Annotated in this window: 3 protein-coding genes; all 3 read right to left on the bottom strand. The window is 41.4% G+C overall.

The window, feature by feature from the left end:
* Window positions 1-78: 78 nt before the first annotated feature.
* Genes H9565_RS11495 through H9565_RS11485 form a run of 3 tightly spaced genes read right to left on the bottom strand, consistent with a single transcriptional unit; the run spans window position 79 to window position 16281 of the window.
* Window positions 79-2016, bottom strand: a complete 1938-nt coding sequence (locus H9565_RS11495; RefSeq protein WP_215439751.1) for an OmpA family protein — start codon at window positions 2014-2016, stop codon at window positions 79-81.
* A gap of 10 nt (window positions 2017-2026) precedes the next feature.
* On the bottom strand, window positions 2027-2959 hold the full coding sequence (locus H9565_RS11490; protein WP_215439749.1) for a PorP/SprF family type IX secretion system membrane protein: 933 nt from the start codon (window positions 2957-2959) through the stop codon (window positions 2027-2029).
* A gap of 23 nt (window positions 2960-2982) precedes the next feature.
* Complete coding sequence (locus H9565_RS11485; protein ID WP_215439747.1) at window positions 2983-16281, bottom strand: T9SS type B sorting domain-containing protein; 13299 nt, start codon at window positions 16279-16281, stop codon at window positions 2983-2985.
* Window positions 16282-16305: the final 24 nt, after the last annotated feature.

Raw genomic sequence — 16305 nt, 5'->3', positions numbered from 1 at the left:
TGAGTCAAATTAGTTAAAACAAAAAAAGGGAAAAAGCTATGCTCTTTCCCTTTCTTCCCTTCAGATATATATTTTACTTTATTCTACCACTATGAACTCCGATCGTCTGTTCATTTGGTGCTGCTCCTTGGAACAAGGCACCCCATTGCTACAATCATTGGTTAGCTGCGTCTCGCCAAAACCTTCAAAGGAGATACGATCCTGGGCAATGCCCTGCCCTACTAGATACTCTGCAGTAGACTTGGCCCGGTTGGCAGACAATTGCATGTTATAATTATCGTTCGCGCGGGAGTCCGTATGTGATCGCACCTGTACCTTCACGTTCGGGTATTCGTTCAAATACGCCAGTACTTTATTGATGCTCACCTTGGCATCTTCACGGATGAAGTGTTTATCAAAATCAAAATAAATCGGTTCTATGTTAAGGTACTTAGCTAAATCCGTACCAACGGGAGCCGATTTATCCGCTTGCGCCAATACAACTTCTATTCCGGTTGCATCCTGCGCATTCACCGTGGCAAACATCTTGTCGCCCTCATCATAATCCGTTTTAGTGGCTACGATTTTGTAGTTCCCATCCGTACAGTCGCCCTCCATGGCAAACGCACCGTTGGCATCCGTTTCCGAACTGGCAACTAGGTTCTTCTTACTGTCATATACTTTAATGGATGCATTGGCAAGCAAAGCTCCCGTCTTTTTATCCTTGACGGTGCCCGAAATATTAGTATGACAAGTAAAATCTAAAGGCTCCGTTTCTATGAAACCATAAATATCATCATTGCCCACTCCTCCTTCGCGATTAGAGGCGAAGTATCCTTTTTTCGTTTCTTCGTTTACGATATATGAAAAATCATCCTCTTCCCCATTCAACGGTCTTCCTACGTTGATGACCCTGCCACTATCGTTCTTTAGATCTGTAGCGAATACATCAAGACCGCCCAGACCGGGATGTCCATCCGAAGAAAAATAAAGGATATCGGATTCGGTTATAAAGGGAAAAGTCTCCCTAGCTTCCGTATTGATTTGCGGGCCCATATTCTGAGGAGCTCCAAAAGTACCGTCCTTATTGATATCCACGGAGAATATATCAGATTCCCCTGCCGTTCCCGGCATATCGGATGCGAAATACAATTTGGTCTCGTCCTTGTTCAACGTTGGGTGAGCCACGGAGTAACCATCCCCATTAAAAGGTAATTCTACGATATTATCCCATTCGCCGTCCACTAAGTTGGCCCTGTATATTTTTAACCTGCTTATCCCTTCCTCATCTCTGGAAAATTTTCCGTTGTCCGAATTGTTACGGGTAAAGTACATCGTCTGTCCATCTTTAGTAAAGGCCGTAGAAGATTCGTGTGTTTTCTTGTTCAGTTTTCGGTCTAACTTTTCCAATGACGTAAAGTTACCTTCCCCGTCTCCTGTTGCTTTGTACAGGTTTAGAAAGGCGCCATTGTTCCATCTGTGGATGTTTTTGGATATCCGCCCACTGTCCCTTGCCGTAGAAAAGACCAAATCTTTTCCATAGAAAGAGGGCGCAAAATCGGACACCTTGGAATTCAGTGCCAAATTTTTTAGTTCGTACCTTCCCGAGCGTTCCTCTATTTGGTCTAAGTAGTCCAAGTTATTGCCGAAGGCCAGCGCCCTTTGGTCATTGGACCTTGCCTTCTTGAACTTGTTCATCCAAATGTCCGATGCTTCGTACTTTTCCAACGACTTTAATGTCTGGGCGTAGCGGTACATATATTCCGGGTCGATATCCGTTACTCCCAACTGGAACAATTGACCGTACCAATTTGCAGCTTCCTCATAGTTCGCGTTTAAATAGTTCGCGTTCCCCAAGTTTTTGAAAATCTCTTCTTCCGTATACCCATCCTCTACTAAAACCTCATAGGACTGTATGGCCGAGGCATAGGAATAGTTGGTAAATTTCGTGTCCGCCTTTTTTATCTTTTTCTCTTGTGCCTGAGAAACCATTGTCATTACCGCCAGGCCACAGAATATATATCTTGCTTTTTTCATGTCTTATCTATTAAAAGAATCTTGGGGTAATCACTCGTTTGTAACGGTTCAGGAATTCGTATCTAAGAAAGATTTCAAAGGAACCATCGTTAAATCTGGTAGCTCCTAAATCCGTAATCTCCCGGTCATAGGCCAGACCCAACATTAACTGATCATTCAGTTGAAAACCAAACAGTGCACTTAGAGCTGCATCCCATCTATAGGCAAGCCCCAATGAAAACTTATCGTTCATCAAGAAATTAGCACTAAGATCCACTTGTAGGGGAGCTCCTTTTACCGCCTTGACCAATGCCGCAGGTTTGAACTTCAACCTTTGGTTTACATCAAACACATAACCCGTAATGAAATAGAAATTCATACGCTCCTCTGCAAGAAACGAATTGGCATCTGTATTGGAGCCGTCAAAATGTTCCGTTTGCAAAAAGTTAGGAACCGATAGACCCGCGTAAAAATGGTCTGTATGGTAATATACCCCTGCTCCTATATTGGGCGAGAACTTGTTGTCTATATTAGGAAGGTTACTCTCCGCACCGTAGTTCCTTAACTTAGAGAAATCTACGTTTAGAAGATGCCCACCTGCCTTTAATCCAAAGGACAGTTTACCCTCGCGAGAGGTATTAACGGTATAGGAAAATGCCGCATCTACATACGTATCCTGATTGGTTCCGTTACCGATCTCATCGTTCACGATCGATAGGCCCAACCCCACTTTGCCAGAAACCGGCGTATGGAAGTTGAGGGTCTGCGTTGTGGGAGCCCCATCTAAGCCTACCCACTGCGAGCGATGAAGTGCGGCAATACTGAACACCCCACGTGAACCTGCATAGGCCGGGTTTACTGATATGGTGTTATACATGTACTGCGTGTACTGTGCATCCTGCTGACTAAATACCGAGGCCAGACCGGCAAATATGAAGAGGATCGTTGTTACTACTTTTTTCATGGTTATTTCGTTTTTTGGGGAATTTATCTGTTGATATATAGGTAGCCTGCTTTGCTTAAATTATCACCTTTGTTTTCATATTTAATAATATAGAAATACACTCCTACAGGTAATTGAGAATCAGTTTGAATTGTTACTCTTCCATTAGATATACCTCTAAAAGAATTAGCTCCGTTGTCATAACCTGACATCTCATACACGATAATACCCCAACGGTTATAAATCTGTACGGTATTATTTGGATAGGATTCTATATTATCAATTATAAATGTATCATTGGTTCCATCATTATCCGGTGTTATGATCTCATTAGTAACAGAAACACCTGTTTCTACTAACTCCGGATCACAACCTGCTTCCAATGTAGGTACGCCGTTTAATGAGTCACACGGGTTAAGAGGGTCTGTTCCATCCACAATTTCCTGACCATCTACAATAGTATCACCATCCGTATCCGCAACATCTGGATCTGTACCTATAGCTTCTTCCTGAGCAGTGGTTAGACCGTCTCCATCACAATCAGATATAAGATAATCCCCTTCTTGTTGTAAGGTAATACTATTTTCTATGTAATCACAAGGGTCTTCCGGATTGGTATTATCTTCTAGCTCTTGACCATTGATTACACCATCTCCATCACAATCTGCAACTAGGTAATCACCTGAGAAATCCAAGGTAACGTTCTCTATTACATAATCACATGGGTCATTCTTATCCGTGCCGTCTGCTTCCTCCTGAGTGTCAAGGACTCCGTCTCCATCGCTATCGCCAATTTCTCTAAAGTTTACTTCTGGTGTAGTATCATCGTCATCGTTATCCGTACCATCGGCACCTGTATCCAAATCATTGTTTACATCTAAACCTGGGGTATCGTCAAAACCGTCATCCAATCCGTCCGAATCAGAATCAACACCTGTAAAGGTACCTTGACCAGCTTCATCAATATCTAAAACACCGTCATCTTCAGAATCAAGGTCTAAGTAATCTGGAGTTCCGTCGCCGTCCGTATCATCTGGTACCAATCCACCGGGGTAGTTGGTATCCAAGCCTACTTCATCAAAAGCATCTGCTGGAACCACATACGCTAAGGTAGGTTGCGCTTCTACGTTATCTGGAATACCATCATCATCAGCATCAATATCCAAGAAGTTAGCTTCACCTGTACCATCTGTATTTGGTGGTACTGTTCCTTCTGAACTATCTGCTTGACCATCAGTATTTGCATCTGCAAAACCAGTTTCATCAGCGTCAATAACACCATCACCATTTGTATCAAGTGCGCCGTTACCGGCTTCCACTACATCTGTAATACCATCGTTATCAGCATCAATATCAAAGTGATTAGGAATTCCGTCACCGTCAAAATCAAATGCTGGTTCTGTTGTTCCGTTTACATCTCCTACTAATGAATCGTTAGGATCATCATCAGAATGGTTAGGAACACCATCATTATCATCATCTGCACTTGGGTCGATTCCGTTGGTCTCTACTAAATCAGCTATACCATCGTTATCATCATCAAGATCGAATGTATCAGGAATACCATCGCGATCAAAATCTAAGATATCCCTAAAATCTACTTGCGTTAAATCTGCATCATCTTCGTTATCCGTACCAATGGCACCTGTATCCAAATCATTGTTTACATCTAAACCAGGAGTATCATCGTAGGCATCGTTAAGACCGTCTCCGTCAGCATCTGCCAATGGATCTGTCATAGTACCTTGACCAGCTTCTAAAGCATCACTTACGCCATCTGCATCTGAGTCAGCATCGATATAATCAGGAATACCGTCCATATCCGTATCTTCTGGCTCAATTCCGCCTGGGTAATTTGTATCCAATCCGGTTGCATCAAAAGCATCCGCTGGAACTATGTAAGCATCAGTTGGTTGTGCTTCCACATTATCTGGAATACCGTCATCATCGGCATCAATATCCAAGAAATTAGCTTCACCTGTACCATCTGTGTTTGGTGGTGTTGTTCCTTCCGAACTATCTGCTTGACCGTTACCAGTTGTATCGGCAAATCCGTCATCATTAGTATCAATAACACCGTCATTGTTCGTATCAAGGTCACCGTTACCAGCTTCCACTACATCTACGATACCATCATTATCGGCATCAATATCAAAGTGGTTAGGGATACCGTCACCGTCAAAATCGAACGCTGGTTCTGTTGTTCCATTTACATCGCCAACCAATGGATCGTTAGGATCATCATCGGAATGGTTTGGAACACCATCGTTATCATCATCTGCACTTGGGTCGATTCCGTTGGCCTCATCCAAATCTGAAATGCCATCGTTATCGTCATCAAGATCTACCGTATCTGGAATACCGTCTTGATCCGTATCTAGCATTGACCTGAAGTCTACTTCTGCAACATCTGCATCATCTTCGTTATCCGTAGCGATTGCTCCCGTGACCAAGTCGTTGTTTACAATAATACCAGGGGTATCATCAAAAGCATCGTTAAGACCATCTGCGTCAGCATCGGCTAAAGGATCTACAAGAGTACCTTGACCAGCTTCCAACATATCTGAAATACCATCTGCATCTGAATCCGAATCGATATAATCAGGAATACCATCCATATCGGTATCTTCTGGCTCAATTCCACCTGGGTAGTTCGTATCTAATCCTACTGTATCAAAAGCATCTGCCGGTACGATATACGCATCCGTAGGTTGTGCTTCTACGTTATCTGGAATACCATCATCATCTGCATCTATATCCAAGAAGTTAGCTTCACCTGTACCATCTGTATTTGGTGGTGTTGTTCCTTCCGAACTATCGGCTTGACCGTTATCGTCCGTATCGGCAAAACCGGTATCATTATTGTCGATTACTCCGTCATTGTTCGTATCAAGGTCACCGTTACCAGCTTCCACAACATCTACGATACCATCATTATCCGCATCTATATCAAAGTGGTTCGGAATTCCATCACCGTCAAAATCGAATGCTGGCTCCGTTGTTCCGTTTACATCTCCGATTGCAGGATTACTTGGGTCATCATCTGAATGGTTGGGCACACCATCGTTGTCATCATCGGCACTTGGGTCGATTCCGTTAGCTTCATCTAAATCCGAAATTCCATCATTGTCATCATCTAAATCTATCGTGTCCGGAATACCATCTTGGTCAAAATCCAATATTGATCTGAAGTCAACCTCAGCCATGTCTGCATCATCCACATTATCCGTGCCGTCCGCACCAGTATTCAAATCGTTGTTTACATCATTGCCAGGAGTATCGTCATAAGCATCGTTAAGACCATCCCCATCTGCATCTGCCAATGGATCTGTTAAGATACCTTGACCTGCTTCGAGCATATCGGAAATACCATCATTTTCAGAATCCAAGTCTAAATAATCTGGCGTTAAATCACCATCTGTATCTTCAGGAACCAGGCCTGTTGGATAGTTGGTATCTACACCGTCTCTATTGAAAGCATCTGCTGGAGCCACATAACCAATTGTAGGCTGTGCCTCTACATTATCCGGAATACCGTCATCATCCGCATCGATATCCAAGAAATCCGCATTCCCAGCCGTATCCGTATTTGGTAAGGGTAATGGGTCTGCTGCTGTATCGTCATCTAGACCATCATCATTAGCATCTGTGAAGCCATCAACACGACCATCATTATCCGTATCGGTTCCTCCAGCCTCAACAATATCAAGAATTCCGTCATTATCAGAATCTAAATCAAACGGGTTCGGTATACCGTCTCCATCAAAATCACAGGATTGTGTCAAAGAAATACCATCAATTCCAAAATCGTTTCCAATACCTCCGCCTGTATTATTATCTATAGCGAAAGTCATACTTGTTTCCGTAGCCGTAAAAATCAATGAAACTACTTTCCATTCCCCATCATTAGGAATATCTCCTGAATTAAACTGATCCACCACAGTACCTCCACTGTTAAGCACTAACATTGAAACGTTTGGTGCAATTGGTGTGTTTCCTAAGAATTGTTCCGTACCGTTATCTGCATACCCAGGGTTGAACAAGTTGATAATTGCCGTCTTAAACTCATAGGTTTCACCTACTACCAAACCTGTTATTGTCTGTTCATAGAAACGACCTGCTGCACCATCTGCATTAAAAAGAGCAAAGTATCCCAACTCGCCCGGAGCATCTGTAGTATAATCTTCTATATCTAACCAAAAGTTAGGAATAGGTTCACCTGCTACATATGAAAGACCTACGGAGTTCGTGACCAATGCATAGTTACCATCAGAAGGTCTAGGTGCATCATTCCCATACGTGGTTGTAATGCCCGCTGGCATTGGTTTGGTGTAGGTATCGTAATTGTCCGGGTTACCCGCACCATCACCGGCTCCATTAAAGTAGGTGTCGTTAGCAGTATCCGCTACTCCAAAGTCACCATCGGGAATTAAAGAAACACTTCCCATTCCGCTACATTCCTCTAAATCAGGAATTCCGTCATTGTCATCATCCAAATCAACAATATCCATAATACCATCTTGGTCACGATCTAGGATAGACCTGAAATCAACCTCAGCTGGATCTACGTCATCTTCGTTATCCGTACCGTCAGCACCTGTATCCAAGTCATTGTTTACGTCTAAGCCCGGCGTATCATCAAAAGCATCGTTCAATCCGTCTCCGTCTGTATCCGCCGTAGCATTTGTAATTGCTCCCTGACCAGCCTCCACAACATCTGAAGTTCCATCATCATCCGAATCAAAATCTATATAATCCGGAGTTAAATCCCCATCTGTATCCTCTGGTCTTAAACCGTTAGGGTAGTTTGTATCTACACCATTGAAATCAAAAGCATCAGCTGGAGCAACATAACCTGAGGTAGGCTGTGCCTCCACATTATCTGGAATACCATCATCATCTGCATCTATATCCAAGAAATCTGCATTGCCCGTAGTATCTGTAGTTAAAGGAATTGTTCCCTCGGAACTATCTGCTTGTCCATCTGTATTTAAATCTGCAAAACCGGTATCGTTAGTATCAATAACACCATCATTGTTGGTATCTAAAGCATCATTACCTGCTTCATATACATCATATATACCGTCATTATCTGCATCGATATCGAAGTGGTTAGGAATACCGTCACCATCAAAATCAAATGCTGGCTCTATCGTTCCGTTTACATCACCCACTGCTGGGTTAGCTGGATCATCATCTAGATAATTTACGATACCATCGTTATCATCATCGGCACTCGGATCCATTCCGTTTGACTCATCTAAGTCTGAAATTCCATCATTGTCGTCATCTAGATCAACGATATCCATAATACCATCCTGGTCACGGTCTAGGATAGACCTGAAATCTACCTCGTCAGTATCCAAATCATCCTCGTTATCCGTACCCTCTGCACCTGTATCCAAATCATTGTTTACATCTGTACCGGGCGTATCATCAAAGGCATCGTTTAATCCGTCATTATCCGCATCAGATAAAGGATCAGTCATAGTTCCTTGCCCTGCTTCAATAATATCTGGAGTACCATCACCGTCAGAATCCGGATCTAAATAATCAGGAATTAAATCCCCATCTGTATCTTCAGGTGTAATTCCACCTGCATATTGAGTATCTAAACCTTCAGCGTCAAAAGCATCATCTGGAGCAACATAAGCTGCAGTTGTTTGTGCTTCTACATTATCAGGAATACCATCATCATCTGCATCAATATCTATGTAGTTTGCACCACCTGTTGTATCTGTATTTAATGGCGCAGTACCTTCTGTATCGTCCGCTTGACCGTTGTCATTTGCATCTAGGAATACATCATCAGTACTGTCTATAGCACCATCATTATTGGTGTCTAAAGCGCCTGTTCCATTTTCAACTACATCTAGAATACCGTCATTATCTGCATCTATATCTAAGTGGTTAGGATTAGCATCACCATCAAAATTATCTATTGGTAAAGCTGTACCTGGACCATCTGTAGCAGTTGGAGTTGTATTATCATCTGTATCTACAATATCTGAAAGTCCGTCACCATCTGCATCGGCAATGGGAGCTGTACCGATAACACCATCGTTATCCGGATCAGAACCACCAGCTTCCGTTACATCTGGAATACCATCATTATCTGAATCTGTATCTATTCGATCATCAAATCCGTCACCGTCGGTATCTGGATTTTCTAAAGGCGTACCAGGAGTAGTTGCATCAACTGGATCAACGCTATCTGCTAAACCATCACGGTCTGTATCTGTTGCGAAAGTGTCAATAACACCATCATTATCCGTATCTGGACCACCGGCTTCCGTTACATCTGCAATACCATCATTATCTGAATCCAAGTCTACTCTATCCTTAATACCATCACCATCCGAATCCTCATCTGGTAAAGGAGTTGTTGCAATTTCATCCGCAAGACCATCATTATTCGTATCCGTCATTGAAGATGGGTCACCAGGAGTTGGGTAGTCTATATGACCATCACCATCTGTATCTGTACCACCAGCCTCTATAGAATCAGGAATACCGTCATTATCTGAATCTAAATCAATACTATCTGGAATACCATCACCATCTGTATCTCCTGTTTCATCGGTGTCTAAAATTCCGTCGTTATCATCATCAATGTCAACCGTATCCATGATACCATCATTATCAGAATCTAATATGGACCTAAAATCAACCTCTGAAGTGTCTAAATCATCTACATTATCTGTAGCAATTGCACCTGTATCTAGGTCATTGTTTACATCATAACCAGCAGTTGTATCATCATAAGCATCGTTTAAGCCATCTCCATCAGCATCGGCTAAAGGGTCTACCATTGTACCTTGACCTGCTTCCTCAACATCACTAACACCATCCGCATCAGAATCCGCATCTAAATAATCAGGAATTAAATCACCGTCCGTATCCACAGGGGTTAAACCTACAGGATAATTGGTATCTAATCCGTTAGCTGCTTCAGCATCAGCAGGAGCAATATAACCCGCTGTAGTCTGTGCTTCTACGTTATCTGGAATACCATCATCATCCGCATCAATGTCCAAATAATCTGGACCGCCTGCAGTATCTGAATTAGGAATTGGAAGTGGAGATGCTGCCGTAGCGTCATCCCAACCGTCTGTTGTAACGGTATCATCAAAACCATCTACAACACCATCACCATTAACATCTAGTCCACCAGCTTCTGTAGTATCCGTAATACCATCATTATCAGAATCTATATCTAAGTGATTAGGAACACTGTCTCCATCAAAATTGTCTATTGGTAATGGAGTACCTGGACCATCGTCTAGTGTACCTGTTGTATTATCATTTGGATCTACTAAATCTGAAAGTCCGTCTCCATCTGTATCTGTAATTGGACCTGTACCGATTCTACCATCGTTATCCGGGTCAGAACCGCCAGCTTCAATAACATCTGGAATACCATCATTTTCAGAATCTAAATCTATTCTATCGTCTAAACCGTCATTGTCCGTATCCGGATTTGGAATTGGTGTACCTGGAGTAGTAGGACCAACTGGGTCAACACTATCCGCAAGTCCGTCATTATCGGTATCGGTCATAAACGTATCAATGATACCGTCACTGTCACTATCTATACCACCAGCTTCGGTAGTATCCGTTATTCCATCATTATCAGAATCTAAATCTAATCTATCTAGAATCCCGTCATTATCAGAATCTTCATCTGGCAAAGGAGTTGTGTCAACACTATCGGCAACACCGTTACCATCAGCATCCACAAAACCATCTACCGCACCATCACCATCAGCGTCTTCGCCTCCAGCTTCTAAAGTATCTGTAATACCATCGTTATCGGCATCTAAATCTAGGTAATCCGGATTGCCATCACCGTCAGTATCAATTGGGTCTATACCATCAGTATCTGCACCAATTGCCGGGATACCTGTTAAAGGATCAATAGCTCCTGGTGTATTAAAGCCACTTGTAGTTTGTGCTTCAACTGTATCTAGAATACCGTCATTATCACTATCCAAATCGTAGGCGTTTATTATTCCGTCTCCATCAAAATCACCGCTTTCATCAGTAGCCCCATCTCCATCTGTATCAAAAACATTTGATGTAGAGTTTACTTGAACACAACCATTTTGCGGAGTACAGGGCGCACTACCTTCTGGACCGTCCGTAGTATCATTATCTACTACATCTGCAAGCCCATCATTATCTACATCTGTAAGAATATCTATGACACCATCACCATCCGCATCTATATTACCAGAACCGGTCTCAACAAGGTCAGTAATACCATCATTATCAGAGTCTAGGTCTAACTGATTTGGAATACCATCGCCATCAGTATCAAAATTGATACATACACCATTGGCATTTAATCCGCCACAAGTTGGGAAATCCGTATCATAGTAATTTGGAGTACCGTCTCCATCTAAATCATCATCTGGATCAGGTAAGCCCATTGTTGCACAATCCCATCCGTTTACACCATCAAAATTAGCTGCACAGAAATCAGGATCTTCGTAATCTAAAATTCCGTCACCATCTGAATCTCCATTATACACTTCAATAACATCAGGGATACCGTCATTATCGTCATCTAAATCTAGCGGCGCACCTGAAGCCACAGAAACCTCAACCAAGATAGCCTCACATTGACAGTTGGTGCTAGAAGGTAAAAACTCTACTATAAAGTTAGTACCAGAACAAGCTGCTCCAGAAGTAGTAAACACAATTTCGTCAGTAATCGTAGACGAATTTGGAATTGCATCGGCTATTGATCCCGTAGCTATAGCAGCACCATCAATATCTCCATTTACATCTGCACAATATACACTATAAGCATAACCAGCATCGGCATCTACAAGAGCCGTGTTCTCAATATCAAGAGATAAATGGTATTCGTAGTTATTACTCGTATCTACTGAAAAGAAACTATCGTTAGCCGTGCCGACCAAAATTGGTTTTTCCAATGGCATTACCTCATAGGAAGAACCTGTAGCTACTTGAAAATCCGCACAGTTAGTAGTAGAGCAAGTTATACCGCTTACTGTAACATAGTTTACTATCTGAACTTCTGCCGAATCATCACAAATACCCTCGTTGGTGGTTATAAAATCAAAGTCGAAATTTATTGTAGAACCAGCAGTTACACCGGCCGGATATTGTAAAATGAGTTCTTCATGGTCTCCTACAGTTGATACACTTACAAATGAAGCACCGTCTGCACTTGCAAAAGATAATGGTACGTAAGCAATGCCTGATCTTAAGGTTATTTTTCCAAAATCAGAACTCCCCGTTGTACCACCTGTTATTGTAGTTACTACACTAATTTCATCAGTAATACCACAACCTTGAATTGGTGCTCCAAAACCAGGTAGGTTAATATTACTTATGGCATTATAAGGAGCTACAGCTCCTAGTGCCTGTATAGAATTTGATACAACTCTTGAACCGTTACCCGCGGCGAGATCACCACATGGTTCTTCCCCATACACTTTAAAAGTAAATTCTGAATTTGAAATAAAATCACACTCCAATTGAATTTCAAGATCAACATGTGCCGTTCTTTCATCTATTGAATTTTCCGCTGGATTACCCGCAATACCATTTAAGGCAAGGATACCGGTATGTTCCAATAAATTTACTTTGGCAATACCATTTTCTATAGTAACCGTTACCGCTTGAGTATCTGCAGGATCAAGCGAACCCTTGGGGTAAGTAACATCTGTACTAACAATAGTTATACCACCGTCCCCGCCAGGAATAGCAAACTGCAACGACGGATTAATTAAATCCCCTAATTGTGCGCTAATGACATCAACTCCTATATTAAATGGTGTACACAGAGCTTGTGCCGTGCTAGGTTGGTCAGTAATGGCCACTTGAACCTGTGAACCTTTAGGTTCTAAAGTTATAGATGTAGAGTTCTGGTAACAAGTTGCACCAACTGCCTGAAAATCTGAAACGGTTACACTAGTATCGGGATACCCAGGATAACCAGAACAATCCCAACCATGTTCCACTAGGACAGTTTGATCTTGACAGTCATCAAAGTCAGCTTTAAAACGTATAGATTTTGTAGATCCGGCCGCAATAGACCCTACCTCTATCCATGTTTTATCACCAGATTGATAGAAATTTACCGGAGTTTCAACCCCTGCGGCTACTGAAAATGCACCTGTTATATTAAGACCCTCTGGAGAGGTAACCTGCAACCAGTTATAATCCACATCATCTGGACTTTTGTTATCTATATTAGTATCAAAATCTACAGTATAGGCATCACCATTAACTGTAGGTAATGGAGATTGAATTTGAAAGCTAGGTTGCGTATAGCTAAACGTATTGGTATAAGAGAAACTTGAAGGTACCGGAGTTGCATAAGCAAAATCATCATAATTGACCGTAAAATCATACTGCGCAGACGCAGGTGACTCACAAGTACCCATAAATTCTACATATAATCTTGGTATAATTGTTCCACTTTGATCTCTATTTCTAAAATTAGGACCAGGGGTAATAATTATTTGATTTCCTGTTTCTGTGGCTATAAATTCGCCAGTAGTTGTTGAATATGCCCCTTGAAATTGTATCGATGTAACATTTCCTGTAAATCTAGCTCCTTCTGGGATATCTATTACGGTAGATTTCCATAACGTTAAAGGTCTATATTCATCAGCATGCATATCGGCAGGTGCCATATTTTTGACCATATTATATATGATTCCATTTGATGGCGTACAACCATCAGTTGCATGAGCAAGGTTGGCACCGTATATTCTAGGTCTTGAATAATATGCTCTGTCTCCCCAAGTGTCACAACCTACTCTATTAGGTGCAGTATTTGCCGGGTAATCAGTAAAAGCAAAGAATTCACCTCTTAAATTTGTAAGTTCAAAATAGGCTATATCTTGAAAATCTTTACTGAACTCAAAAGTCAATTCAAGTTCCACAATATCCCTATCAGTTGCATCGCCTTCAAACAAATAAGCCGCACTTATTAAGTCTTTTTCATCACTTAAATCAAAACTAAGCATATGCTCAGTTGAATTATTGGTGGTTAAGACGGGTGCATTAGTAAGGGTGCGTGAATTAGACGTACCTGCGCTATTATCATTGATGGTAATTTTAGAATCAACTAAAGTTATAATACCAGAACCACCTGCAGCAGCACTAGCTGTATCATATGTTAAATCGAAATATAAGTTATCTAATGAAATATTATTTATTGATGCCGTAGTGGTAATCTTCATTTGATCACCAGCTAAATATTTCTTGATACCATCTGTATTATCATCTAAGACAACCTTAGTGGTCATACTATTATCCGTCCAACCAGCAGTAAGTCTTCTGGCTTTAAAACCTTCAATTGCAGGACCCACACAGCCACCAGGGCAATGTGTATATATATTTACAGTACCGCAATGAATATCTTGAGACCAACAAACACCAGCTGAACTTGTGGCCGTATAATTAGTTGTATACGGTATAGATTGTATACCATTGGGGCCACATGTGAAAGTCATAGGAAAATCTACCCATTCTTTGAATCTACCTGCGTACATGTCCGTAGTTGTATACGTTACTTCGTTACCACTTTGCGTAAAACCAGCCGGTAAAGGTGTTTGCAACGCCATACCTGTAGGCACAGTAAGTGTTATACTCCATTCTGAAGAGGCATCATTAGAAAACATAGCGGTACCGTCTATAGTAGGTAAACCTGCTCCACCTGCATAAAATGCCGGGGCGATACTCACAACAAAATCTTCATTGTTTACAATATCCGTAGGTGCTTCAACTTCTGTAACATCTTGGTAATCTCTAATAATATTGAAATACCCAATATCAATACGTTCTGGAATACGGTCGCTCTTACATTGATCTTTAAAATAGGTATCTATATAAGTATGTTCCCAACCCATATAATCAAACCTTGCAACACCACAATTATCTTTAGGTGTTACCGTAAAATCAAAAGATAGTTCTGTAGCTTCGCCTGGTGGTAAGTCATCATAATAGCCGTCATTATCCAAATCATCAAAACCTCCCGGTCCATCTGGATCAGAATTGAAAAAGTTTGGCGGTATAGAAACTGAAGTACCATTATCCCCTCTAGTCGGATAAATAGTACTTGGTCTATCTTCTGGTGTAAAAGAAATACCCGAAGCAAATCTAAAATTAGAAACACTTCTTGTGTTAAAATAGGTAAAATCCCAAAGAGGGTTAGTAGCAGCAGTAGTAACTGGAGATGTATTATGTCCACTACCAATATTAATACCCAAGTCTAATGCCATAGAACCTACAGCTGTATTTGTATTTTCTATTCTAATAGTGTAGGTAACCGCGCCACATAAATCCGGTGTAGTAGATCCAACTTTTGAAATAGCTATATCAGGTACATTAGCGCCAAAGTTTAACGAACCGGTTTGCTGTTCTGCAGCTTGGCAAATCTCACCGGGATTACAACCCCAATACGTATTATGGATAATTGCGGTATCCAAACAATCATCAACTCTAAAAGCTTCTTCAAAAATAATAACCTCTCCATTGTCAAAGCAATTGTCATTATTACCCACAGCACCTGCGAAAGGTGCTGCATTTAAATCTATTAAATAGGTCAAAACCTGCCCGTTAATTGATGTAGGGGTTAACTCCGTACCTGCATAAGACAATGTATATTCATCATCTACATCTACTCCCAAATCAACATAGTATGTGAATGTTTCCGTACATCCGTTACCACCTTGGGCGAGTGTAATATTTCTAGTATAGGTTTCACCAACATTGGCATCAACAGTTGGTATTGCCGAAATATTTAAAGAAGCGGCCATTAAGGGATAAGAAGATATAGTTTCTAATGTATCTGAGTCTGAATTGGCACCACCTGCATCCTGAAAGTTAATCTTATGCGCGTCTTTAAACAGCCCGCCAGAATTTGAATGAACTACTGCGGCGCAATTAGCACTACGCTCAAAAGTAAAAATTACTTCATCGCCAACATCCCAATTTGCGTTACTTGGTCGCAAAATGGTAAAAACAGGATCAGAAGGCGTACCGCCTTCTCCTATAGAATATTGATTTGCAACTATGGGGTCCCCAGATGAATTTACCTGAGAAGTTATACTTGCTGTACCTGAGACATACTCTACGCCAGGAGGCAAATCAAAAGTGATGCTAAAATCGTTACAGCTCCCATTTTCTCCTCTTATAAATACTTCTTCAAGAGAATTATTGACTCCCCCACAGGTAGCTAGACTTTGAGGCGTGAGGTTTACCGTATATCGATTACTACTGATTTGAGCATCTACATTAATAGCATAGAATAGCACAACTATCAATGTAAAAACGCAACTTTTGATTGAAAAATTCATAACGTGGCGGTTAGTGTAAATATA

Source organism: Zobellia russellii (genome assembly GCF_018728565.1).
In the GTDB taxonomy this organism is placed as follows: domain Bacteria; phylum Bacteroidota; class Bacteroidia; order Flavobacteriales; family Flavobacteriaceae; genus Zobellia; species Zobellia russellii.
The sequence above is the reverse complement of the archived record's forward strand: the minus strand, read 5'-3'. Positions and strand labels throughout refer to the sequence as shown.

Excerpts from the sequence above, each read along its gene's own strand:
- H9565_RS11490 (WP_215439749.1), bottom strand. The coding sequence starts at position 2,959 with ATGAAAAAAGTAGTAACAACGATCCTCTTCATATTTGCCGGTCTGGCC.
- H9565_RS11495 (WP_215439751.1), bottom strand. The coding sequence starts at position 2,016 with ATGAAAAAAGCAAGATATATATTCTGTGGCCTGGCGGTAATGACAATG.
- H9565_RS11485 (WP_215439747.1), bottom strand. The coding sequence starts at position 16,281 with ATGAATTTTTCAATCAAAAGTTGCGTTTTTACATTGATAGTTGTGCTA.